This is a genomic window from Xylocopilactobacillus apis, assembly GCF_033095965.1.
In the GTDB taxonomy this organism is placed as follows: Bacteria; Bacillota; Bacilli; order Lactobacillales; family Lactobacillaceae; genus Xylocopilactobacillus; species Xylocopilactobacillus apis.
The window spans coordinates 1,360,879-1,385,500 of sequence record NZ_AP026801.1 but is presented as its reverse complement, the minus strand read 5'-3'; the positions used below and the strand labels follow the sequence as shown (position 1 = coordinate 1,385,500).

20 protein-coding genes are annotated in these 24,622 nt (G+C 33.1%); all 20 read left to right on the top strand.

Annotated elements, in window-relative coordinates; translation table 11 throughout:
* Position 1 precedes the first annotated feature (1 nt).
* The 20 genes from zwf (at position 2) to R8749_RS06515 (ending at position 24,604) form a co-directional block, all read left to right on the top strand.
* Positions 2-1,456: a glucose-6-phosphate dehydrogenase gene (zwf, locus tag R8749_RS06610; protein WP_317695175.1), complete on the top strand. Its 1,455-nt coding sequence runs from the start codon at positions 2-4 to the stop codon at positions 1,454-1,456.
* 18 nt (positions 1,457-1,474) lie between these two features.
* Positions 1,475-2,425: a DHH family phosphoesterase gene (locus R8749_RS06605; RefSeq protein WP_317695173.1), complete on the top strand. Its 951-nt coding sequence runs from the start codon at positions 1,475-1,477 to the stop codon at positions 2,423-2,425.
* 13 nt (positions 2,426-2,438) lie between these two features.
* On the top strand, positions 2,439-3,740 hold the full coding sequence (locus tag R8749_RS06600) for a DEAD/DEAH box helicase (RefSeq protein WP_317695171.1): 1,302 nt from the start codon (positions 2,439-2,441) through the stop codon (positions 3,738-3,740).
* Complete coding sequence (locus tag R8749_RS06595) at positions 3,727-4,710, top strand: hypothetical protein (RefSeq protein ID WP_317695169.1); 984 nt, start codon at positions 3,727-3,729, stop codon at positions 4,708-4,710. The genes R8749_RS06600 and R8749_RS06595 overlap by 14 nt, the downstream gene beginning before the upstream one ends.
* Before the next feature lie 16 nt (positions 4,711-4,726).
* Positions 4,727-7,369: an alanine--tRNA ligase gene (alaS, locus tag R8749_RS06590; RefSeq protein ID WP_317695167.1), complete on the top strand. Its 2,643-nt coding sequence runs from the start codon at positions 4,727-4,729 to the stop codon at positions 7,367-7,369.
* Positions 7,370-7,390: 21 nt separating this feature from the next.
* Positions 7,391-9,727, top strand: coding sequence for an LTA synthase family protein (locus tag R8749_RS06585; RefSeq protein ID WP_317695165.1), 2,337 nt, complete (start codon positions 7,391-7,393; stop codon positions 9,725-9,727).
* A gap of 90 nt (positions 9,728-9,817) precedes the next feature.
* Positions 9,818-10,789 (top strand): AEC family transporter, encoded by a 972-nt coding sequence (locus R8749_RS06580; RefSeq protein WP_317695163.1) that lies wholly within the window; start codon positions 9,818-9,820, stop codon positions 10,787-10,789.
* Between the two features lie 14 nt (positions 10,790-10,803).
* Complete coding sequence (locus tag R8749_RS06575; RefSeq protein ID WP_317695160.1) at positions 10,804-12,003, top strand: MFS transporter; 1,200 nt, start codon at positions 10,804-10,806, stop codon at positions 12,001-12,003.
* Positions 12,004-12,054: 51 nt separating this feature from the next.
* Positions 12,055-12,420, top strand: a complete 366-nt coding sequence (locus tag R8749_RS06570) for a PTS glucitol/sorbitol transporter subunit IIA (RefSeq protein ID WP_317695157.1) — start codon at positions 12,055-12,057, stop codon at positions 12,418-12,420.
* Positions 12,421-12,423: 3 nt separating this feature from the next.
* Positions 12,424-13,593, top strand: a complete 1,170-nt coding sequence (locus R8749_RS06565; protein WP_317695155.1) for an AI-2E family transporter — start codon at positions 12,424-12,426, stop codon at positions 13,591-13,593.
* A 2-nt stretch (positions 13,594-13,595) separates the two neighbouring features.
* Complete coding sequence (gene trmL / locus R8749_RS06560; RefSeq protein WP_317695153.1) at positions 13,596-14,102, top strand: tRNA (uridine(34)/cytosine(34)/5-carboxymethylaminomethyluridine(34)-2'-O)-methyltransferase TrmL; 507 nt, start codon at positions 13,596-13,598, stop codon at positions 14,100-14,102.
* A gap of 19 nt (positions 14,103-14,121) precedes the next feature.
* The gene (locus tag R8749_RS06555; RefSeq protein ID WP_317695150.1) at positions 14,122-14,568 is read left to right on the top strand and encodes a DUF1149 family protein; all 447 of its coding nucleotides are present in this window, start codon (positions 14,122-14,124) and stop codon (positions 14,566-14,568) included.
* An 83-nt stretch (positions 14,569-14,651) separates the two neighbouring features.
* Positions 14,652-16,997, top strand: a complete 2,346-nt coding sequence (locus tag R8749_RS06550; protein ID WP_317695147.1) for an FtsK/SpoIIIE family DNA translocase — start codon at positions 14,652-14,654, stop codon at positions 16,995-16,997.
* A complete protein-coding gene (locus tag R8749_RS06545) occupies positions 16,981-18,246 on the top strand; it encodes a M16 family metallopeptidase (protein ID WP_317695145.1) in 1,266 nt (421 codons plus the stop codon). Before R8749_RS06550 ends, R8749_RS06545 begins: the two co-directional genes overlap by 17 nt.
* Positions 18,246-19,259 (top strand): insulinase family protein, encoded by a 1,014-nt coding sequence (locus tag R8749_RS06540; protein WP_317695143.1) that lies wholly within the window; start codon positions 18,246-18,248, stop codon positions 19,257-19,259. Before R8749_RS06545 ends, R8749_RS06540 begins: the two co-directional genes overlap by 1 nt.
* A complete protein-coding gene (locus tag R8749_RS06535; RefSeq protein WP_317695139.1) occupies positions 19,226-19,474 on the top strand; it encodes a hypothetical protein in 249 nt (82 codons plus the stop codon). The genes R8749_RS06540 and R8749_RS06535 overlap by 34 nt, the downstream gene beginning before the upstream one ends.
* 82 nt (positions 19,475-19,556) lie before the next feature.
* Positions 19,557-20,465, top strand: coding sequence for a helix-turn-helix domain-containing protein (locus R8749_RS06530; RefSeq protein WP_317695137.1), 909 nt, complete (start codon positions 19,557-19,559; stop codon positions 20,463-20,465).
* Positions 20,465-21,040 (top strand): CDP-diacylglycerol--glycerol-3-phosphate 3-phosphatidyltransferase, encoded by a 576-nt coding sequence (pgsA, locus tag R8749_RS06525; RefSeq protein WP_317695135.1) that lies wholly within the window; start codon positions 20,465-20,467, stop codon positions 21,038-21,040. The genes R8749_RS06530 and pgsA overlap by 1 nt, the downstream gene beginning before the upstream one ends.
* Positions 21,041-21,108: 68 nt before the next feature.
* Positions 21,109-22,818 carry an ABC transporter ATP-binding protein gene (locus R8749_RS06520; RefSeq protein WP_317698537.1) on the top strand — a complete coding sequence of 570 codons (1,710 nt, stop codon included), beginning with the start codon at positions 21,109-21,111 and terminating at the stop codon, positions 22,816-22,818.
* A 4-nt stretch (positions 22,819-22,822) separates the two neighbouring features.
* Positions 22,823-24,604, top strand: a complete 1,782-nt coding sequence (locus tag R8749_RS06515; RefSeq protein ID WP_317695133.1) for an ABC transporter ATP-binding protein — start codon at positions 22,823-22,825, stop codon at positions 24,602-24,604.
* Positions 24,605-24,622: the final 18 nt, after the last annotated feature.

Genomic DNA, 24,622 nt, shown 5'->3' with positions numbered 1-24,622 from the left:
ATTGGAAAAAGAAAACAAAGCATTATTTATTATTTTTGGCGGTTCAGGTGATCTGGCAAGAAGAAAATTATATCCATCCTTATTTAGACTGTATTTAAATGGTGTTTTAAAAAAAGATTTTGCAGTTATTGGAACTTCTCGTCGCGAATGGCCTGATGAATATTACGAAAATATTGTAATGGATTCAATAAAAGAAGTTAACGGAGCTACTGATGAAAATACTCAATCTTTTGTAAAACATTTTTTTTATCAATCAAATGACGTTAATGATGTTGAACACTTTCACATTTTAAAACAAAGGGCAAGCAAGATAGCCCAAAAATTTAATGTTAATGGTCCGTGGATTTATTACCTTGCGATGGCGCCAACTTTATTTGGTACAATTGCCAAAAATTTGGCTCGTTCAGATTTCTTAGACTCGAACCATCCTAATCGGTTAGTTATCGAAAAACCGTTTGGGCATGATTTTGATAGTGCAAAAGAATTAAACGATGAAATTAAACAAGCTTTTTCTGAAGATGATATCTATCGAATTGATCATTATCTGGGAAAAGAGATTGTTCAAAATATTGTTCCTCTGCGCTTTGCTAATCCAATTTTGAAAGAGGTTTGGAACAATAAATTTATCAGTAATATTCAGATTACTTTGACCGAAGAAGTTGGTGTCGAACAAAGAGCGGGTTATTATGAAAATTCGGGTGCGCTGCGTGATATGGTTCAAAATCACATCTCTCAAATCATCACTCTCTTAACAATGGAGGAGCCATTATCATTAAATCCAAAAGATTTTGTTAACAACAAATATCAAGTTTTGGCCAGTATTAATAATTTTTCTAAAGAAGAGTTGAAGAATAATTTTGTTCGCGGACAGTATCGAGCGGGTAACGGATTTTTAGGATATCGTGAAGAAGAAGGGGTTTCAGATGATTCAAAAATAGAAACTTTTGCTGCTGGTAAATTTGTGATTCAAAATAATATTTTAAATGGTGTTCCTATTTATTTCAGGACTGGTAAACGGTTAAAGCAAAAACAAAGTCGAGTTGACGTTGTTTTTAAGTCAAAAAAAGACGGGATTTATAGTGAGGCTCAGTCTGATGTCTTATCGATTTTAATTGATCCGGTTTCGGGATATCGTTTGAAATATAATGGTAAGTCTATCGGTGATAATAGAAACCTTGATCAATTTTCAGGGGAGAGGATCTTGAAAGATGCTGAACATCATCAAATGCCAGAGGCATACCAACGACTAGTTCACGATGTTTTAAATGGTGATAAAACTAATTTTGTTCAATGGCAAGAATTATCAGCTTCTTGGAAATTAATTGATCAGATTATTGGTTTTTGGAATGAGGCTCCTTTAAGTGATGAATTTTTCTACGAAGCAGGATCAATGGGTCCCAAATCTGCAAATGAATTAGTAGCTCGGGATCAAAATTATTGGGTCTATCAGGGTTAAGGAAAAGAAGGTTTGATCATGAATGATCAAGTGCAACAAATATTAAAATTAATTTCAAGTCATCAACAGATTATTGTTTTACGTCATCAACATCCAGATCCGGATGCTTTAGGCTCTCAATTGGGTCTTTATGAAATATTAAAATTTTCATATCCCCAAAAACAAATAAAAATTGGGGGGACTAACGGATCGTCATTGAGCTGGATGGGTAAAATGGATGAATTAACAGATCAAGATTTTGCTAATTCTTTGGTGATTGTTACAGATACAGCTAATACCCCTCGAATTGATGATGAACGATATAATCAAGGTTTGGCTCTTGTTAAAATTGATCATCATCCAGATGATGATCAATATGGTGATGTCAGATATGTTATACCAGAGGCATCTAGTTCAAGTGAAGTATTATGGGATATAGTTAGTCAGTCAAAAAATGAACTAAAAATTAATAGTAAAGCGGCAAGATATCTTTATGCGGGAATTGTCGGTGATACTGGACGATTTTTATATTCAAATGCAAGTTCACATACATTTGAGGTTGTTTCAAATTTAATGACTCATGATTTTGATGCAAGTAAAATTGCTGCCCGTCTAAGTGAAATTACATTAGGTCAAGGCCGTTTACAGGGGTATGTTTTAGAACACTTAACAATTAGTCCGAGTGGAGCGGCAATGGCAATTATTTATCTCGATACTTTGCGTGAGTATCAATTAAATATGGATCAAGCTCATACGGTAGTATCTGTTCCCGGTCACCTTTCAAATGTTAAGGCGTGGGTTATTTTTGTTCAAAAAAGGGATTTATCTTTTAGAGTCCATTTACGTTCAAAAGATGCGCCGATTAATGAGATTGCCAAAAATCATCATGGAGGCGGGCATGTTTTAGCCTCAGGTGCAGATGCAGAAGATGAACGTGAATTATCACAAATTTATAAAGAATTAGAAAGAACGGTAGAGAATTATAAATAATAAAGATCATAAAATGTCAGCTTTTGCAGCTTATAATTTTAAGCCAGAAATACTATCGGCAATTGAGAATCTAGGGTTTAAAAAGCCAACTAAAGTTCAGGAACGAATTTTTTTTAGTGCGTTAAAGAAGAAAAACGTGATTGGAATGTCGGAAACTGGCAGTGGCAAAAGTCACGCTTTTTTGTTACCGATTTTTAATAATCTCGATTTTAGTAGTAAACAAATTCAAACAGTAATTATTTCGCCTAGTCGAGAGTTAGCTGAACAATTATATTCAATGGCAGAAGCGCTGAATAAATTACTGCCTGAACAAGCTAAAATTCAACTTTTAATTGGCGGAAAAGAAGTAAGCAGACTTCAGACAAAAATTGAAAACAATCACCCCCAAATTATTATCGGAACTCCCGGACGAACCGTTGAGTTAATGAATAGTTTAAGGGCAAATTACAGTTCATTTGTTTCTTTGGTAATTGACGAAGCTGATATGTCAATGGATTTAGGCAATGCCAAAGATTTAAATATAATATTGGAAGGTTTGCCCAAAGATCATCAAATTATGCTGTTTTCGGCAACTATCAATCAACAGCTTCAAGTAATGATAAAAAAATATCTTCATGGAGATGTTGAGCTGAAAGAAGTTCCTAACCATAAAGTTATTAATGAAAATGTTAATAATTACTTGATATCAACACGATCGCTGTCAAATGAAGAGTTAATTTATCGCCTAATTACTAGAAAAACTGAATACCTTGTGTTTATTTTTGCTAATACTAAGAAGAGAGTTGAAGAAATTTATCAATTTTTGAGTGAAAAAGGATTAAATATCGCTCAAATTCATGGTGATTTACCAAGTCGTCGACGTCATCAAATAATGAAGAAAGTTCTTCATCTGGATTACAATTTTGTCGTTTCGACCGATTTAGCAGCACGAGGAATTGATATTCCTGGAATTAGTTTAGTAGTTAATGATGATATTCCTGATAATCTCGAATATTTTATTCATCGAGTTGGAAGAACAGCCCGCATGGGACAAAAAGGGACCGCAATTACTCTATTTCATCGGGATGAAACCAAGATTAAAGAACTTGAAGCAAAAGGCATTAAATTCCAAGAAGTCAGGTTATCAAAGGGTGAATTGCTTAAAATTGATCGTCGTAATCGTCGAAAAAAACATCAAGATCAATTTAGTAAAAATAAGCATTATGATGTGGTAATTCCTTCTAGAATGCGTAAGATAAAACCAGGGTATAAACACCGAATTAAGTCTTATGGTAAAAGACAGATGAGAAAGAAGGGGCAGAGTGAAAGAGCTTAAGACTCTTTACAGTGACGTTTGGTATGATTTAGCACCTGATTTACAATTAAAGAACTTTCAGCAGATCTTACGATATTTTGTTAGTCCTTTAAGTGAAATTCAAGAAATTAAACAGGTTGAACATCGTTTTATGAATCAGCAGATGACACTTTGTGAGGTAGTTATTGATGGTTTAAGATATGTTTTTGTTCCTGGGATCAAAGAATTTCAAATGAGCTATGATCGGGATCTTTTTACTAAGAAGAATCAACTTCTTTTTGCAATTAATGACGGCAGTAAAGAACTTAAAGTTAAAGAATCTCAATATCATAAATTTTTTGATTACGCATACAAATACACGGTTAATCGAAGTGATACTTATAGAATTGATCCAATGCTTGTATCAGTAACCGCGTTACCAGTAAGCGGAACTCCAGTTGGATATTATAATATGTATGATGGAAGAAAAATTATTTCAACCGTTGTTAATAATAAATTTCAATCAGAGCTGGCAGAATTTTTTAAGACTAAAAAAGAAACGGCACATTTTTTTTGGCGGGAAAATTCATTAGAAAAAGTTGCCCAAGTTTTTAAAAAAAGTATTCTGCATCCCGATCAATTAATGGAAAACTTTTCTAAAAGAGGAGTTAATTTTATTGATGCACGAGAATATTATTACATAAAAAGCGGTGGTGCTAATACTTTCTTTCCTTGGGGAAATTCACTTGATCCGCAAACCGTAGATCGTTTGTATTATCTTCCGAATCAGTTTGGAATAAAAATAAGAAAAGATGATGATAACTATCTAATGACTGATAATCCATTTCGTTTTATGGATGGTGTGGTTTTACCAGAAGGCTACTTAACTAAATACATAAAGTATGCTAGTTTTTTTGATAGTGGTTTTGTTCCTGTTCATGATTACTTTAAAAAGCCAATTGAAGAATGGGAAATGGAATATCGGCCGGTTATAAGAATTAAAATTGATTAGTTAGAGGTATATATTTTTGAAAGAATTAACAAGTTCTCAAGTTAGACAAATGTTTTTAGACTTCTTTAAATCTAAGGGCCATGATATTGAGCCAAGTGCATCTTTAGTACCTGTAGATGATCCTTCGTTGTTATGGATAAACTCTGGTGTTGCAACGATGAAGAAATATTTTGATGGTACTGTAGTTCCGACAAATCCTCGCATGACTAGTGCTCAGAAAAGTATTAGAACAAATGATATTGAAAATGTTGGAAAAACGGCCCGGCACTTAACCTTCTTTGAAATGTTAGGAAATTTTTCTGTTGGTGACTATTTCAAAAAAGAAGCTATTTCTTGGGCATGGGAACTTTTAACGAGTCCAGAGTGGTTTGGTTTTGACCCGAAAGATTTATATATAACAGTTTATCCTAAAGATCATGATGCATATGAACTGTGGCAAAGTGTTGGTGTAAAAAAAGAGCATCTTTATAAGGATGAAGATAATTTTTGGGATATTGGTGGTGGTCCATCAGGGCCAGATACTGAAGTTTTCTTTGATCGCGGGCAAGAGTTTAATAACGTAGCTGAAGATGATCCTCAAAATTATCCTGGTGGTGAAAACGAAAGATATTTAGAGATTTGGAACATTGTTTTCTCAGAATTAAATCATTTACCTGATGGTACATACGTTGAACAGCCTCATAAAAATATTGATACAGGAATGGGACTTGAACGTGTTGTTTCTGTTTTTCAGCACGCTCATACCAATTATGAAACAGATCTTTTCCTACCCATTATTCATGAAATCGAGAAATTTACGAGTTATAAATATGGCAGCGACCAAAAAGTTGATTCTTCTTTCAAAATAATTGCTGATCATATTCGAACGCTCTCTTTTGCAATTAGTGACGGTGCAGAACCATCAAATTCGGGACGAGGGTACGTATTAAGACGTTTATTACGACGGGCAGTGCTTAATGGTCAAAAGCTTGGTATCGAGCATACTTTCTTGGCAGATCTAACCCCGACAGTTGCTCAAATTATGAAATCTTATTACCCTGATCTGACTACTAATTTGACAAGAATTAAAGAAGTGGTCAACCGTGAAGAAGCTAAATTTGCGGGAACATTGAATGATGGATTAAAACTGTTAAATTCAGTAATTTCATCACCTAAGGTTCAAGAAAATAAAATGATTTCTGGTCAAGATGCATTTAAGTTGTTTGATACTTACGGATTTCCGGTTGAGTTGACTCAGGAATACGCTGCTGAATCGGGCATTAACATTGATCTTGACGGCTATCAAAAGGAAATGACACAGCAAAAAGAACGAGCACGTAAAGCTAGAGGCGTCAAAGTTTCGATGGGAACTCAAAATTTAGATTTGCTTAATTATAAAAAAGAAAGCAAATATTTGGGATATACTCAACTTGATGTAACTAATTGTTCTTTAAATCTTTTATTACAAAATGATCAAAAAGTTGAATCGGTTAATGATGGAGAAGCAATGGCAATTTTTGATCAAACTCCTTTTTATGCCGAAATGGGAGGTCAAGTCGGAGATACTGGCTGGATTTATGATCAAAGCGGTCAGCTTGTTGCCAACGTTAATGACACAAAGCATGCACCAAATGGTCAAAATTTGCATTATCTTGAAGTTTTCGGTCAACTAAAGGTCGGTGAAGAATATCATTTAAAAGTAGATGCTGTTCGAAATGAAAGAATAAAAAGAAATCATACGGCAACTCATTTAGTTGATGAAGCATTACGTGATGTTTTGGGATCAGGCAGTCATCAGGCAGGCTCACTTGTTGCACCAGATTATCTTAGGTTTGATTTCACTAGTGACGAGAAGTTAACTGATGATCAAATTTTGCAGGTTGAAAAAATTGTTAATGAGAAAATTTTCGCTAATTTACCAGTAACTGCGCAAGAAATGCCTTATCAACAGGCAATTGATTCAGGAGCTGTTGCACTTTTCTCTGAGAAATACGGAGATGTTGTCAGAGTTGTAAAAGCAGGCGATTATTCTACTCAGCTTTGCGGCGGAGATCATGTCAGCAATACTTCTGAAATTGGAATGTTTAAGATTACTGAGTCTACAGGGATCGGATCCGGGGTTAGAAGAATTGTTGCTTTAACTGGAGATGGGTTATACGACTATCTGTTAAATGAAGAAAATCAAATTAAATCTGTGATGAAGGAAGTTGGGGTTGTTAAATTAAGTGAAGCAGCTGAGAAAACTGCTAATTTAAAAAACGAATTTAAAGCAGCCCAAAAAGAATTAGCAGAGTTAAAAGAAAAACATGCTAATGACGCAGCTAAGAATCTTTTTAAAAATGTTAAGGAATCTGGAAGATTTGCTTATACAGCGGGAATTATTCCCAATCTTGATCCTAAAGAAATGCGGGAAATAGCAGACCGTTGGCGCAATCAGAAAATTTCAGATATTTTAGTAATTGGCAGCAATAAAAACGGGAAATCTTCGTTATTGTTGGCATTTGCTAAAGATAAAGCGAGTGATGAGGTTAATGCGAAAACAGTGATTGGTTCATTTGCTGAAATTTTTGGCGGCCGTGGCGGTGGCAATCAATTAATGGCAGTCGCCGGTGGCAAAGAGACTTCATTAATTCAAGATGCGGTTGATCAAGCTGCAAAAATTATTGCAGATTTAAAATAATTTATTTTAAGAAGGAGAATAATGCTTGATATTGAAACATGGTTAGGCAAAAGTAATGCCTTCCTGTCAATTCTAGGCTTTTATATTAGAAGACGTCCTTGGCGTTTTTGGATTGTATTTCCAATTCTCTGGTGGCGCATCTTACTTTTAGTTAGAGCTATTAAAGAACCGGACTATCAGAAAAAAGTTTGGCACTTAATTTTAAAGAGCCCTTTAAAAGAGGAATCTTGGAAAAAATTACATCGTAATTCAAAGGGAATTTTAAAAACTTTTGAATTAAAAAATATAATTGGAAGAGTTCCGACTGATTTATTAAGGATCATTGTTCCAAGTCGTCTTAAGGTTTACGGATTAGCGATTGATTTACAAGGAGAAGTTAAAGGTTCGATTCAATTATTTGAAGAAAGTTATGCTAAATTTTCTTCAACAACGACCAAAATTGCTTCTCCTCATACCTACCGGGCATATTTAAGAAAGTTACCTGATAAAGAGTCTTTTACAATTTTTTCTGGTGGTAAATTATATTCTGATTACCGTTCTTTTTTGATTAAATCATGGTTAGTAAATATTCGTGATGTTGTAATAATCGGATTTGCTGCACTTTTTGTAACGTACATCAGTGAATTGATTGCAACTAATAAGTTTAGTTGGGAAATGACCCAAGATGTACTGGCCGATACTCATTTAATGGTTTTAAACATTTTACCGGTATTTATTGTCATTTTAATTGCTTATACAATCGTGGATAACGTTGGATGGGGAATTTTACTAGGTAGTATTGCTCCGGTTGCAATTGCGACAGTCAACTTTTTTATGTATAAGTATCGCAGTTATCCATTTTCTTTTTCAGATATTTTCTTGGCCAGTGAAGCTGCTGACATGGGAGAAAGATACAGCTACATTTTACCAAAAAAATATTTAGCAATTATTTTTCTTGGAATTTTACTTTGCTTACTAATTGCCTACTTTGTTAAAAGTATTGATAATGGAAAAATTAGACGTTTTGCAGCTTGTTTAATTCTTTTGTTCTCTGGCTCGTACGCATTAAATCATGTTTATTTAAATGATGATTTTTACAAAGGAGCTAAGGCGATTACCAGAGGAAACATCTGGAGTTTTCCTAATCGATACGCGACAAATGGAGTTTTCTTTTCGTTTCTTAATACTACTAATAAAGGAACATTGACTGCTCCTAAGGGATATAACAAAGAAGAAGCAGTTAAATCACTTTCTAAGTATAGCTACAACAATATTCCGAAAAACAAAAAAGTTAATATCGTTACGATTCAGTTAGAGGCATATAACGATTTTAGCAAGTGGTCAAATATCAAAATTGATCCGTCGGTTTATGCGGGACTCAATAAAATTAGAAGTAAATCAATGTCGGGTCACTTAACTACAACTATTTTTGGTGGTGGGACCATCGACACTGAGCGGAAGATGCTGACAGGATACCCTAGTATTGAAACAATTAATCAGCCGATGAATTCTTTCGTTGATTATTTCAACGAGCAAGGATATGTGACTCGTGCACTTCACCCAGGTTTTGGCTGGTTTTATAATCGACAGAATATCGATCTATATTTAGGTTTTGATAAATTTAGAGATAAAGAAAATTATTACGATAAGCATGTGGATGATAGTTTCATTGTGCCGGATGATAAGGTATTCCCTGATTTAATAAAACAATTTAATCAAGTTACAAAAAACGGAAAAATGATTTTTAATCAAACCGTTACTTATCAAAATCATGGCCCATATTCAACCGAATTTTCAGGCAAACCTTTAGTTCAGTGGCAAAACTCTTATAATAAAAAAGATTATGGGATTATTAATAATTACTTGACGGGAATAAAGGCTACTAACGAAGCACTTGTTAAATTAGTTGATAGTTTTGAAAAATCTAAAAAACCGATTGTTTTAGCTTTTTGGGGTGATCACAATCCTTGGGGCGGAGATAACAACAGTACATATAAAATGCTTGGTATTGATCTAGATTACGGCACAGAAAAAGGATTTCATAATTATTTTGATACACCTTATGTAATTTGGGCCAATTCATCCGCTAAAAAAATGCTTAAGACTGACTTTAAAGGAGAAGGTCCTAATATTTCTCCAATGTATGTTCTGCCAACGATTTTCGAACATCTTGGCATTAAAGGAAGTGCTTATATGCAGGCAACAATGGATATGAAGAAGGATGTTCAAGTTTTTGGATATGGAGACGCATATATTCGAAATAACAAACTTGTGCATAAATTACCAAGCAAGATTCAGAAAAAAGTTGATGAGTTTGAAAAGGTGGTTTACTACTTGAAAACTAATCATGTTAAGGATCAACGGGTCTGGAGTAAATAAAAAATCTGGAGATTAAAATTTCTGGATTTTTTTTATATAAAAATTCAAAAATTCAAAAAAGTGGTAATATTTTAACTATTGATAATTTCTTTGGGGGATAGAAATGTTAGCAATTTTTTTAAAGCAATTCAAGGAATTTTGGTTGTGATTGTAATGATTGGCGTTGGATTTTTTTTCGCTCAAAAGGGCTGGTTCGACGAAAAATTTACCAAAACAATTTCAAAGGTTGTAACAAATATTGCCTTGCCTTGCTATATGATTGCAACAATTTCAAATCAATTTACACCAACTGATCTTCAGCGTGATTTGCCGATGCTTGTTTTTCCAGCTTTATCGATGTTAATACTTTTTGCTTTTTCTTTTGTTGTAATTAAGATGCTTAGAATTCCAGATTATCGTCGTGGGTCGTTTTCATCGATGTTCTTTAACTCAAATACTGTATTTATTGGCCTGCCAGTTAATATTGCTCTATTTGGAACCAAGAGTCTGCCTTTTGTTTTGGTTTATTATATTGCTAATACAACAATTTTTTGGACTCTTGGAGTTTGGCTAATTCAAAGAGATGGTCAAATAAACACTAAATTATCTATTAAAGAGATCGTGGGTCGGATCTTTTCGCCGCCGCTCTTAGGTTTTATGATTGCAATTGTTTTAGTGATTTTGCCGTTTAACGTTTTTCACTATGTCCCTTTTTTACATCAAGACTTAGTATACTTGGGTAATTTGACAATTCCGTTGTCAATGATTTTTATTGGAATTTCTATTTCAAGGGTTGGAATTAAACGAATTCGAATTGATCGAAGCAGTGTTGGGATAATTGCTGGTAGATTTATATTTGCTCCCTTATTAATGAGTTTATTATTATTGCCGATTAATTTACCAGTCCTTGTAAAACAAATTTTTATTATTCAATCAGCAATGCCAGTAATGACTAATGCGCCAATTGTGGCTAATATGTATAATGCTGATGCCGATTTTGCTTCAATTATGGTTGCAGAAACAACTCTTTTATCATTGATTGTTATTCCAATCTTAATGACTTTAGTTCAATTAATACATTAAAGGAGAAAGTAATCTTGGAAGATGATGTTCAATCAAAAAAGAATCTTTTCTTTTTAACAATTAGTGTCTTCATGGTTTCGATGAGCTTAAGTGAAGTAACACCATTTTTGTCGCTTTATATTTCATCATTTGGTAAATTTTCTAAAGGAGCTTTAGGATTTTATAGTGCAGTTGCATATGCAGCAACATTTTTTGCAATGGCAATATCAGCACCTTTTTGGGGAAAACTAGCTGATCGTTCTGGACGTCGTTTGATGCTGATTAGAGCTTCTTTAGGGCTTTTCATTGCATTTACTTTAATGGGATTTGTTACTAACGTCTGGGAAATGATAATCCTAAGACTTTTTCAAGGCTTTTTTGGTGGTTACGTCAGTAATGCAAATGCTTTAATTGCAGCAAATACTCCAAAAAAACATGTTGGAAGAGCGCTGGGAACTATTGTTACCGGGTCAACTTCTGGTAGCTTTTTAGGCCCTCTTTTGGGAGGAGTTTTTGCTTCTATTTTTAGCTTAAGACATACTTTTTTTGTCACAGGTTTTGGCTTGTTTCTGGTATTCTTAGTGACAATTATTTTTATTAAAGAAGACTTTCATCCTCAGAAAAAAGAATCAATGCCTTCTGGCAAAGAATTTTTCGCAAAATTAGCTAATCGAAATTTAGTCATCGGGTTATTTATTACAACAATGATTATTCAGATGGTTAATCTCTCTATTAACCCAATTGTTTCTCTTTATGTTAAAGAGTTGATGAATAATAAAGGTCAGATTGCTCTAATGGCAGGAGTTGTTTCCGCAGCCCCTGGTATCTCCACAGCTTTAACGGCACCGATATTTGGTCGTCTAGGAGATCGCTTAGGTGCTGAAAAAATGCTAATTGCAGGTTTTGTTTTTGCATTTTTTGTCCAATTAGGAACCAGTATGATTGCTTCGATTGGGCTTTTAGTTTTAATGAGATTTTTAATTGGTATTAGTGATGCAGCGCTGTTGCCCTCGGTTAATTCGTTATTAACTCGTAACACTGATCAAGCACAAATAAGTCGAGTTTTTGCTTACAACCAAAGCTTTATGTCACTTGGAGCAATGGTTGGACCATTATTGGGATCACTAGTAGCTGGTGTTTTTGACTATCGCGGTATTTTTGTAGCAGGATCTTTGTTAGTTTTAGTTAATCTTTTGATTAATGTTTTTACTCAAAAAAAGATAATTAAGCCTTAAGTTAAATCTGATACAATTATAAGAAATAATTTTTTTAGGAGCTAAACGGTCGTGGATTTTAAAACAAGGGTTACTCGGATAGGAAATCATGCTCTCAATACTGAAGATCAGATGTTGGTTTTATTTGGAGAATCGGTTACGCAGGAAATTGCTGAAATATCAATAAGTCAAGAATTTTTAGATAATGAGATGAAGCGTAAGTTTACTTTAAAAAAAGGAGATCAGGTTTTGATCGGTGATACTGCTTTTGATGTTGAATACGTGGGCTCGTTAGTTCAAGAAAATATGAGAACGATTAATCATATCAATTTAGTTTTTAATCATAAAGGTGATCACCTTGAAAGTGCAGTTTATTTGGATGGGAAGATCGATTTCTCTAATTTAAAAATAGGCAGTGAAATCACTTATAGCGACTAAATTATGGATAAGCAAAAATCAAAAAAGAAGCTCTCGTGGTTTTACAGGCGTTTTTTAAATAATAAATTTACAGTTTTAATTATTAATATAATTCTCATTCTATTAGCAATTTTTCTTTTAATTCAGGTTCGAGGAATTTTTGAGCCTATTCATCAATTTGTTTTAGCAATTTTTGTTCCAGTATTAGTTGCGGGATTGCTTTTTTATCTTTTAAATCCAATTGTTGATTTTTTTGAGAGAAAATTTGGCATTAATCGAATAATTATAATTGCTCTTCTTTTTGTAATTATTTTTTTGCTGCTAATCCTTTTGATATTATTTGTAATTCCAAGTATTGTGAATCAAATTATTGCACTTGGGACTAGTCTTCCTCATTATTACCAGGTATTAATTAAATGGTTTGCTAAAAATTTTGATCCTCATACTGTAAAAGGTATTTCAGATAGCGTTTATAAATATACAATAAATTATTTTAAAACTTCTTCTTCTGAAATTGCCTCTTTTGCCCAGGATGTCTTAAAAAACATTACCGGTATTGTGGGAAAAGTGGCATCTACAATGGTCAATATTGTAACGATTCCTTTTTTACTTTTCTTTATGTTAAAAGACGGCAGAAAATTAAAAATCTCAATTGGCAGCTTAATGCCTGTTAAATATCGAAAAAGCGGAATTAGATTACTTGAAGATATTAACCGCCAAGTTTCGATGTATGTTCGTGGTCAACTAACGGTTGCTTTTTTCGTTGCTGTTATTTTTATCATTGGGTATCAAATAGTTGGTTTGAAATATGGTTTATTATTAGGTATTCTAGCAGGGGTATTTAATGTAATTCCGTTCTTTGGTTCTTGGCTTTCAGAAATTCCAACAATTATCGTAGCACTTTTTATGTCACCAATGATGGTTGTGAAGGTACTTTTAGTTTTTGTTGTTGAATGGCTTTTAGAAAGCCAATTAATATCACCATTAATAATGAGTGCCAATATGAAAATGCACCCTGTGACAACTTTGATCGTGTTGTTAACGGCTGGTAATCTTTTTGGAATATTTGGAGTGATTTTTGGAATTCCAATTTATGCTGTGGCTAAAATTATTGTCGGTCGTGTTTTTAATTGGTACAAAGCTCGAACTGGTGCATATCAGGAAATAGCTCTTGATGAAGATGGAAAGGAATAAAATTGACTAATAATATTGTTTTATTTGCACCTGAAATTCCGTCAAATACAGGTAATATTGCAAGAACTTGTGCCGGTACAGATGCGCATTTACACTTGATTCGTCCTTTAGGTTTTTCGCTGGATGAAAAACATCTTAAAAGAGCGGGTCTAGATTATTGGGATCAAGTTAATATTACTTATCATGATTCACTGGATGACTTTATGGAGTATCTGCCAAAACAAGCTCGCTTGTTTTTAGTTAGTAAGTTTGCTGATAAAATGTATACGGATATTGATTACACTATCGAATGTGATGACTATTTGATGTTTGGGCGCGAGACTAAGGGACTGCCTGAAAAATTTATGCGGGAAAATATGGATAAGTGCATCAGAATTCCAATGACTGATAAAATTAGATCTTTAAATCTCTCTAATAGCGTGGCAATTGTACTATTTGAAGTACTTCGTCAACAAAATTTTTCAGGACTTGAACTCACACATGAGTATCCGCATGATAAATTAAAATAAAAAATATTGAGGTAAAAAAATGCATTTTAGAAGACAACCGATTTTTGTTCAAGCGTTTCACTATGATTTATCAATGCGCAGTCCTGAGGACACTACAGGAATTGGAGTTCAGTTACAAAAACTTTATGATGACGAAATTGATCAGATGGGACTGAAGGTTCCAAAAGGAGGTTCAGTTATGAAGGTAATAATTCCTTTTGATTTTATTCCTCCCCAACAGAATTTTGATATTTCTGGAATTATGAATCAGATTGTTGTAATTGAAGGATTTGACGGTAAAGAAAGTGAATTACCTGAAGAAGCAGTTAAAAAATTATCGCGGCCAATTATTGAATTGATTGAGACTTTAACTTATGAAGTAACAACCCTTGTTCTAGATAAAGGAATTAATTTAAATTTTGTCGCTAAATCTGAAAAAGCCGAAGATGTCGACGAAGTAGACGATAGTGAAAGTGAATCTGAATAAACAAGAAAAAAACTTCTAAAAAGAAGTTTTTTTCTTGTTTATAATAATTAGGAAAGTATAAAAAATAAGTTTATAGTAGGATTATGACCAAGAAATCAACAACTAAAAAAGAACAAGAAAAAAACAAAAATTATACTGCGAATATTATTGGCATTATCCTTGCACTTTTTGGAATTTTTGGCATTACGCAGAAATTAACCGGACCATTTGGGATTTTTTTAGCCAATATAGCTCGTTTCCTTGTTGGTGACTTATTTATTGTGCTAGATGGATTATTGGTTATTTTAGGTGGGTATCTTTTTATAAAAGGCAAACTTCCTACCATCGGCTTTAAAAAAGCTTGCGGTGGAATTTTAATTTTTGTGGGTTTCATGCAGCTTTTTAGTGCAGTTATTTTTTCAATTAAACATATAGATCACAAATTCATTGGAATTACGATAAATAATGTCTTAAATGCAATAACTCACGGCAGTGTCAAAAATGAAGCGTTCTCTGGATTAATTGGATCATTAATTTATACAGCATCATATCGAATATTTTCTTTAATTGGGACTTGTATAATTGCAATTGTTTTTTTAATTTGGGGGTTCATGCTGGTAGAAGAAATTCCTATACAAAAATTGATCAGTATGTTTGGTCTACTGGGAAAATATTTTTATAATTTATTTGATCATTCAACAGAAGAAAAAGAACACGACAATCCTAAACGAGAAAATACAACAGTTGTCAATCAAAAAGAGCCTGAATTTGAGCAAAAAAATGATATTGATCCTTTTGCAGAAGCAGCATCTGATGCAAAGCAGGAAAAAAGGAAACCTGTTGAATCTCAGCCAGTCAAAGAACATGAGAGTGAAGAAACATTTTTTCAAAATTATCAAAGTAAAGAATATCCAGATTACATCATGCCGACAGTTGATGAACTAAAACCGACTAAGGCAGTTAAAGGCGGGTTAACGCAAGAAGAATTAACTGAAAAAGAAAATATCATTGTTGATACATTTAAAGACTTTAATATCGATGTTCAAGTAACTGGTGCTAGTGTCGGGAGTTCTGTTACTCAAATTGAAATTGAACCGCCTCATGGTGTGAAAATTAGTCGAATTTTAGGACTGAGTGATAATTTAGCTTTAGCCTTAGCGAATAAGGATATAAGAATAGAAGCACCAATTGCCGGAAAATCTCGAATTGGAATCGAAGTTCCTAATGCCAAATCTTCGCCTGTTTATTTTAGAGATGTATGGTCGGAGTTTTCAAAAACTAAAGATGAAAAGAATATCTTAGAAGTTCCATTGGGACGTGATATCAATGGTGATGTTATTTCGATGAATCTTGTTAAGATGCCTCATTTATTAATTGCAGGATCTACTGGATCTGGAAAATCAGTTTCAATTAATGAAATTTTGATCAGTATTTTAATGATGGCACGTCCGGATCAAGTTCAGATGATTTTAGTTGATCCTAAAAAAGTTGAATTAAATGTCTATAATGATATACCTCATCTTTTAACCCCAGTTGTTACTGATCCTAAAAAAGCAGCAGGGGCTCTAAATCAAGCAGTAGTAGAAATGGAAAGACGTTACGAACTTTTCAAACAGACTGGATCAAGAAATATTAATGAGTATAATAAAAACCTCCTTAAGGATGATGAAGAAAAAGAATTTTTACCTTATATTTTAATTGTGATCGATGAGTTGTCTGATTTAATGATGGTTGCCGGTTCCGAGGTTGAACAAGCGGTCATTAGATTAGCTCAGTTAGCCAGAGCAGCTGGAATTCATATGATTATTGCTACTCAGCGTCCTTCAGTGGACGTTATTACTGGACTTATTAAAGCAAACATTCCTTCGAGAATTGCTTTTGCTGTCTCTAGCGGGGTTGATTCTAGGACTATTTTGGATACAAATGGGGCCGAAAAATTAATTGGTCATGGTGATATGCTTTTCGATCCAATGGGATCATCAAGTCCAACCCGTGTTCAGGGGGCTTTTATTGCAACTGAAGATGTAGAGTCAGTGACTGATTTTGTTAAAAGGCAAGGAGATCCAGAATACGATGACAAATTTGATGTTTCTATTGATGATTTAACCGAGTCGACGGAGGTCGATGGCAGCGAAGATCAGCTTTTTGATGAGGCTGTCGATTTGATATACGATAAGTCGACTGCCAGTTCTTCAATGCTTCAACGCTACTTTAAAATTGGCTACAATCGAGCTGCTTCTTTAATTGATGATATGGAACGTTATGGGATGGTTGGCCCAATGAACGGATCAAAGGGACGAGAAGTTTATCAAACAAAAATTGATGCATATCGCTATCAAAAATCGGGTCATCAGGAACAAGCTACATTAGAACAGGTAAAAGAAGAACCAGATTCAATGGAGGAAGACTTTAAACAACAAAGTAATTTAAATAATGATGAAAACGATTAGAATAAAAAAAGGTGTCAATCTTTATGTAAACGAGAGAGATAAGTTTAATACAGCTATTTTTCAGGTAGACTTTGTTTTTCCAGCAGACTCGAGTTTTTTTGCTCATTTAAATTTACTCAGTGATTTAATAAAAAAGCATTCCACTCGTTTTCAGCTTCATCAGGATGTTATTGACTTTTTGGAAGATCACTACGGGGCAACATTAGATGTAGATTACGAAACATTTGGAACAAGTACTTCTTTTTCTTTGATGGTTGATTTTGTCCATCCAAGGTTGTTGAATGACGAATCATATTGTTTTTCAGATATGGTCTCGTTTATTGAAGAATTAATTTTCAATCAAAATGACCGAATTGAATCTCTTTTTGAAAATGAAAAAAAATACTGTAAGAATATTTTAAAAGACGAATTGACAAGTCCTGAAACCTTGGCGTTTTACCAAGCTCTTCCTCACTATATTTCCTCAGATAATTTAAAGAGACCTTTAAGTGGTACATTCACTCAACTGAATAATGTTGAGTTAGATCAAGTTTATGATTTATGGCAGAATATTTTACAAACAAGTTTTGTTAACATATATTACGATGGTTTTACCTTATCAGCTGATGATCAGAAAGCTATCAACCAATTTGCTCAGAGGTTTTTTCCGCGTGATGGATTTAATCAGATAAATCCTTACTATGTTGAGAATTATAAAAAAACAGACCAGATTAATGAAAAACACCATACTTTTAGGCAGAATATTTTTTTACAGCAGTATTATCTAGATGGTAATGCAAAATATCGGAATGAAAATTATGCAGCTTGGCTGATTTTTAACCAGATATTTGGTGGTGATTCGGAATCTTTTTTATTTCAGACAATTAGAGAAAAATTAAATTTATCGTATGAAGCTTTCAGCAATATTAGTTTTGGTTTAAATTGTTTCTACGTTTATGCTACTTTAAATGAAAAGAAATTTGAGCAGGTAAATCAAGAAATTGATAAAATTTTTGATAAAATAAAATACCAAAAATATTCTTTGAGTATGTTGGAAATGGCTAAAAAGTCAATTGAAAATCTTTTGTTGTACCAAAACGATGGACGCTTTTTTGATATCTCTCAGCAAAAGATGAAGTTTTTGACCAAAGACTACATTTCTAACGAAGATTTGATTCATCAAATTAAAAATGTGGAACCAAATGATTTAAGTAAATGTGTAAATTTTGTTCAGCCTGGAATAAAAATGTGGTATGAAGGAATGCAATAATGAATTTAGTCACTGAAAATAAGATTGGAATTAAGAAGTTAAAAAATGGGTTGACTGTAAAATTAATTGAGAAGCCAAATTTTAAAACTTTTAACGTTCAAATGATTGTTAACTTTGGTTCAAGTGATTCACTAATCGATCAAGTTCAAATTCCGCCAGGATCGGCTCATTTGATAGAACATTTATTATTTCATAAGAAAAATCATGATATGGACTATCTATTCTCGCAAATGGGAATTGATTCAAACGCTTATACTACTTATAATGTTACCAATTTTTTCTATACAACTTTAAAGAAAGATAGAGAATATTTTAAAAAATCTCTCGAATATTTATTCGAATTAGTGTTGGATGCTTACTTCACTAATGATTTAATAAAAAAGGAAATTGAAATTATTAGTTCTGAAATCAAGATTACAGAAGATGATACTGATTCTGATTTATATACGGAATTATTAGCAAATCTTTATCCCAAGACACCCTTAAGTTATGATATTTTGGGAACTGAAAAAACAATCAGAACTGTGGATAAAAATTTATTGAAACGCCTGCATGAAAAATTTTATCAACCTCAAAATATAGTGCTTTATGTATGTGGCCCAATCTCTTTTTCTGAACTTATAGAAGTAGTGGAATCGGTGGCAAATTTGGATGATCAGAAGGATATTGAGCTAAATTCTAACTATTATTATTTGCCAGTAAAAAATAAAAAATCAAATTTTAATAATAAATTATCTAAATTAGTTTACGGTTGGTCTCTTCCAAATCTTGACTTAAATTATCGAGATTCTATAATATTTTCATTATATTTAGAAAATATGCTGGGAAAAAGGAGTCAATTTTTTCATAGAATGTATAACGACGGAGTAATTAACGATGATTTTTATTATGAATTTGTTGTTGAAAAAAATTTTACCGTTCTTTTTTTCTCGTGTTTAACTGAAGACCCCAAAAAATTATTAATAGTACCTGGGAATCTTTGCATAGTGAAAAAATTTCAGAAGAAAAATTAGCTGTAACAGTTAAGAATTTTGTTGGAAAGTATATTCAGTCATTTGATTCAATTGAAGATTTAGCTTCGATTGAAACCGATGGGAAATTTCATTTAGAAGATGCAGTAGATTCATTAAAAATAGTAGATGGTTTAGAAGTCAGCCAAGTTCAGGAAATTGCAAAAAAAGTGTTTTCTCAAAACCAATTTGCAAGTGCGGGTAAAGTAATTTCCTAAAAAAGTTTATATTATTGATTTAGAATAAGTGTTTGGTTTGTCAGTATGTTAAAATAACTTAAAATAGATTGTTGGAGATGTCGTGGATAATATCGGAAAAATACTTCGGCAGGCACGAATTGATCAAGGAATGACGATTGATGACTTGCAGAAGAAAACAAGAATTCAAAAAAGATATCTGATTGCGATTGAAAATGGTGATTTTGATCAATTACCAGGACAGTTTTATGTGAAAGCCTTTGTCAAACAGTATGGAGAATATGTAGGTGTAGATACAGATCCGTATTTTGCTCAAAGCAATAAAACTGAAGATCCAGACCAGGAAACAGAAATTTATGATGAAGATGAATCCGAAATGGAAAAGGATCCAATTAGTTCGAGCCCGTATCTGACAAGACATCAAGATCATAGCCGTTGGCATTCGCTTATTCCACAGATTCTTGTGATTTCAGCGGTGGTTTTGGTTGTCTTTGTGCTTTGGTTTTTATATCAAAGTGGAAATAAGGGTAATCCTAAAATTACGGATAAAGGAAATGTAACAAAGGTTAAGGAAAGCTCTAGTTCTCAAATGCACAAGAGTAGTTCTGTCGCCTCAAAAAGTTCAAGTTCAAAAATTCAAAGTTCTAAATCTTCTTCTAGTAAAAATGAACAGACTAAAGTAAGTCTTAAAGCCCAAAGTGATTCAGCTGTGACTTTTGAAGTTACGGGTTTTAAAAAGTCAGGGAATACATTGGTCCTTAAGTCTCAGAATGGGAACTCTTGGGATCAAGTCCAAATTAACAATAATACTGCATACAGCGGAATGGTTTCTGATGGTCAAAGTCAGACTGTTCAGATTCCAGAAGGAGTGACGAGTTTTAGTGTAACTTTGGGAGCTACAACTAATTCAAAAATTAGTATTAATGGTCAAGATGTTGATCTTTCTTCTATTACAACGCAAGGTGTCAGTAATTTAACATTTAATGTTAAAGATGATCCAAAGGAGAATTAATGAATCTGCCAAATAAATTAACCATGTTTAGGATTGTTTTAATACCTTTTTATACAATTTTATTATGTATCCCGTCCAATAACAGTTTGACAATTTTAGGAACAAAAGTGAGCGTTTTATATTTAATTGCTACTATTATTTTCATCGTGGCTTCTTTAACTGATTTTTTAGATGGACAAATAGCAAGAAAAAATAATCTTGTAACAAATTTTGGAAAGTTTGCAGATCCTTTAGCAGATAAGCTGCTGGTAATTACTGCGTTTATCTTTTTGACAGTTAATAAATCTATTCCCGCTTGGGCTTTTGCAATTATTGTTTGGCGGGAGCTTGCGGTGACAGGATTAAGATTACTTCTAGCTAACCACGGAGAAGTAGTAGCTGCAGCAATGCCTGGTAAAATTAAAACATTTTCCCAAATGATAGCAATTATATTTTTAAATCTGAATAACATTGGATTTGCAGCAATTAATTTTCCTTTTGCTCAAATTGTGTTTTATATAGCTGTTTTCTTCACTATTTATTCAGGTGTAGAGTATTTCTACAAAAATCGTAGTGTATTTGCAGATTCATTTTAATAGTACAAAACTAATGGTCTTTTGATGGCTATTTTTTTTGAGAAAAAAGAGAATTTATCTTGAAATCCTTGAGCTTGATTTTAAAAAAATATTGGTTGGATATTACTATTGCAATAATTATGATTGTGATTGCAACTTTCTCAACATTGTTTCAACCAACCTTGATGAAAGATGTTTTTAGTGCAATTTTAAATAATAATCATAATCAATTAAAACAGTTAGGAATTTTTTTGATTTTTTTAGCAGTTCTAGGGTTAACTGCAGGAGTTGTTAACACTATTTTTGCTGCTCGCGTAGCACAAAATGTTGCTTACGATTTACGCGATAAACAGTATCGAAAAATTCAGAATTTCTCATTTAGTAATATTGAAAAGTTCACTCCCGGAAATTTGGTAGTGAGAATGACTAATGATGTTACTCAAGTTCAAAATCTAATAATGATGTTTTTGCAGACAATTTTTCGTGCACCAATTATGTTTTTTGGCGCTTTAGTATTTGCAATTATTACAATTCCTCAATTTTGGTGGATTATTGCGGTTGTTGTATCAATGATTGTCATTGTTTCTGCGTATGCTTTTTTCAGAATGGAAAAGTTTTTTAATATAACTCAACAATTGGTTGATAAGGTTAATGGTATTGCAAGAGAATCATTAATGGGCATTAGAGTAATTAAGTCTTTTGTCCAAGAAGATCAGCAAATTAATAAGTTTGAAGAAACTTCTGACCAATTAACAGACGTAAATATTAAAACTGGAAACCTTTTTTCCTTTTTAATACCGTTATTTTTCTTATTTGCTAATTTAGCAATTACTGGGTCAATCTTTTTAGTCGGTTTTATGGTTACAAAAGATTCAACCCTAGTTGCAAGAATTGCAAGTTTTGTAAATTATTTGTTTCAAATCATGTTTGCCATCGTAATGGCTGGATTCACTATCACTTTTGCCAGCCGCGGATTAGTTTCAATCAGAAGAATTGATGAGGTTTTTAAAACTCAGTCTGATTTAGTTTATCAAAATGATGAGCCGCAAGAGTTTGATGGCTCGATTGAATTTGATCAAGTTTCTTTTACTTATCCAGGTGATTTGAATCCAATTTTAAAAAATATTAGTTTTGACATCAAGCCTCGTGAAATGATAGGAATTGTCGGAGCCACCGGATCTGGAAAATCAACTTTAGCTCAATTAATTGCGCGAATATATGATCCAACTGAAGGTGTAGTCAAAGTAGGAGGACATGATTTACGAGCAGTTAGCGAAACGAGCTTAAGACAAAATGTTTCTTTAGTTTTACAAAAACCAATTTTATTTTCTGGTACTGTTGCTGATAATTTGAGGCAGGGGAAAAGTAATGCCAGTGTAGATGAAATGAAAAAAGCTGCTGAAATTTCACAAGCAGCCGAATTTATTAATAATCTACCAAATAAATTTGAATCAAAAGTAGAAGAGCGTTCGGCTAACTTCTCTGGTGGTCAAAAACAGCGCTTATCAATTGCTAGAGGTGTTATTGGCGAGCCAAAAGTTTTAATTTTAGATGATTCGACATCTGCTCTTGATGCCAAAAGTGAAAAAAAAGTTAAAGATGCCTTAAATCGAGAGCTTAAAAATACAACAAAAATTATTATTTCTGAGAAAATTTCGTCGGTTATTAATGCTGATCGTATTATTGTGCTAGATCACGGAAAAGTTTCAGGAATTGGCAGTCATCAAGATTTGGTGAAAACTAATCAAGTTTATCAAGAAATTTATGCAACTCAAAAGGCATTGCAGGGTGAGGTATAGTTAAGTGAAAGAAATTGCATCTAGTATTAAGCTTTTTTGGAGTTATTTTCGGCACTTCTTATTTCCACTGTTAATTGTTGTTGTTCTGATTGTTGTTGGAATTTATTTTGAGGTTCATGCACCTGCTTATTTAGGAGATGCAATTACTGCACTTACAAAATATTTAAATAAATTTATGAATCCCGCAACAAGAGCACTAGCTAATCGACAAGATTTTAACCACTTTTTAAAAATGATGATGCTTTTCTTTGCTGCAAGTGCTTTAGCACAATTTGTCGCTGCTTTTATAATGATTCATATTTCAAGCAAAACTAATGGAAATATGAGAACTTCACTTTTTGTTAAATTACAGCGAATGACTATTCATTATTTTGATACTCATCGTGATGGTGAGATTTTAGCACGTTTTACAACGGATTTAGATAATATTTTTAATGGACTAAGCCAAGGAATGTATCAGATCTTAAATGATATCGCTTTGTGGGCGGGGGTCATTTTAATGATGTTCAAAAAAGATGTAAAGTTAGCTTGGGTTACCATGGCTACCACGCCAATTGCTTTGATTATTGCAGCAGTTGTTATAAGTTTGGCCTCTAAATATGTAGATCGCCAACAAGAAGCGCTAAGTGATCTTAATGGGTATATTAATGAACAAGTAACCGGTCAAAAATTAAATATTGTTAATTCTCTTCAGGGAGAATCAATTTCTGGTTTTACAAAACACAATAAAAAAGTTAAAAAGCTGACATTAAAGGGAACAATTTATTCAAGTATGTTATTTCCTTTAATGCAGGGGATGTCGTTATTAAATACGGCAATCGTTATTTTTTATGGATCATATTTGGTAACAAGCGGTCAAGTTTCTGCAGCAATTGGAGTCGGTTTAATTGTGACATTTGTTGAGTATTCGCAATTGTATTATCAGCCAATCATGGATATTACATCAATGTATAACATGTTTCAGTTGGCATTTACGGGAGGTCGACGACTGCTTGAAATTTTTAATCAAAAAAATGAAAGAGATTCATCAAATGCAAAAGAATATCATCCTCTAAAAAATAAAATTAAATTCCAAGATGTTCGATTCAGCTATGTTCCGGGTAAAGAAGTCCTTCATGGAATTAACGAAGATCTGGAAAAAGGTAAAATGGTTGCCTTGGTTGGACCAACCGGATCCGGTAAGACAACGGTGATGAATTTATTAAATCGTTTCTATGATGTAGATTCCGGAGCCATTTTATTTGATGACCGTAATATTAAAGAATATAGTTTAAAAAGTTTAAGGAAAAACGTGGGAATTGTGCTGCAGGATGCCATTATCTTTTCTGGCAGTATTAGAGATAACATTAAATTTGGCAAACCAGAAGCTAGTGATGAAGAAATTTTCGAAGCTGCAAAATTAGCCAACGTTCATGATTTTGTGATTTCCTTACCAGAAGGCTATGATACCCAAATTTCAAATGAAAATCCGATTTTTTCTTCGGGTCAAATTCAATTATTGTCAATTGCTAGGACAATTTTGACAAATCCAGATCTCTTGGTTCTTGATGAAGCTACGAGTAATGTAGATACAGTGACTGAAGCTCATTTACAAGAAGCAATGAATAATGTAATTTCCGGGCGTACAAGTTTTGTGATCGCTCATCGGCTGAAGACGATCCGCAGTGCTAATAAAATTATTGTTTTAAAAGATGGAGATGTAATTGAAACTGGAACTCATTCAGATCTGTTGAAGAAAAATGGATTTTATGCTGAATTATATCGGAATCAAATGTTATTTGAGTAAGTTTCAATGAGGTAAAAA

Excerpts from the sequence above, each read along its gene's own strand:
- R8749_RS06545 (WP_317695145.1), top strand. The coding sequence starts at position 16,981 with ATGATGAAAACGATTAGAATAAAAAAAGGTGTCAATCTTTATGTAAAC.
- R8749_RS06555 (WP_317695150.1), top strand. The coding sequence starts at position 14,122 with ATGCATTTTAGAAGACAACCGATTTTTGTTCAAGCGTTTCACTATGAT.
- R8749_RS06565 (WP_317695155.1), top strand. The coding sequence starts at position 12,424 with ATGGATAAGCAAAAATCAAAAAAGAAGCTCTCGTGGTTTTACAGGCGT.
- R8749_RS06600 (WP_317695171.1), top strand. The coding sequence starts at position 2,439 with ATGTCAGCTTTTGCAGCTTATAATTTTAAGCCAGAAATACTATCGGCA.
- R8749_RS06550 (WP_317695147.1), top strand. The coding sequence starts at position 14,652 with ATGACCAAGAAATCAACAACTAAAAAAGAACAAGAAAAAAACAAAAAT.
- pgsA (WP_317695135.1), top strand. The coding sequence starts at position 20,465 with ATGAATCTGCCAAATAAATTAACCATGTTTAGGATTGTTTTAATACCT.
- R8749_RS06540 (WP_317695143.1), top strand. The coding sequence starts at position 18,246 with ATGAATTTAGTCACTGAAAATAAGATTGGAATTAAGAAGTTAAAAAAT.
- R8749_RS06585 (WP_317695165.1), top strand. The coding sequence starts at position 7,391 with ATGCTTGATATTGAAACATGGTTAGGCAAAAGTAATGCCTTCCTGTCA.
- R8749_RS06605 (WP_317695173.1), top strand. The coding sequence starts at position 1,475 with ATGAATGATCAAGTGCAACAAATATTAAAATTAATTTCAAGTCATCAA.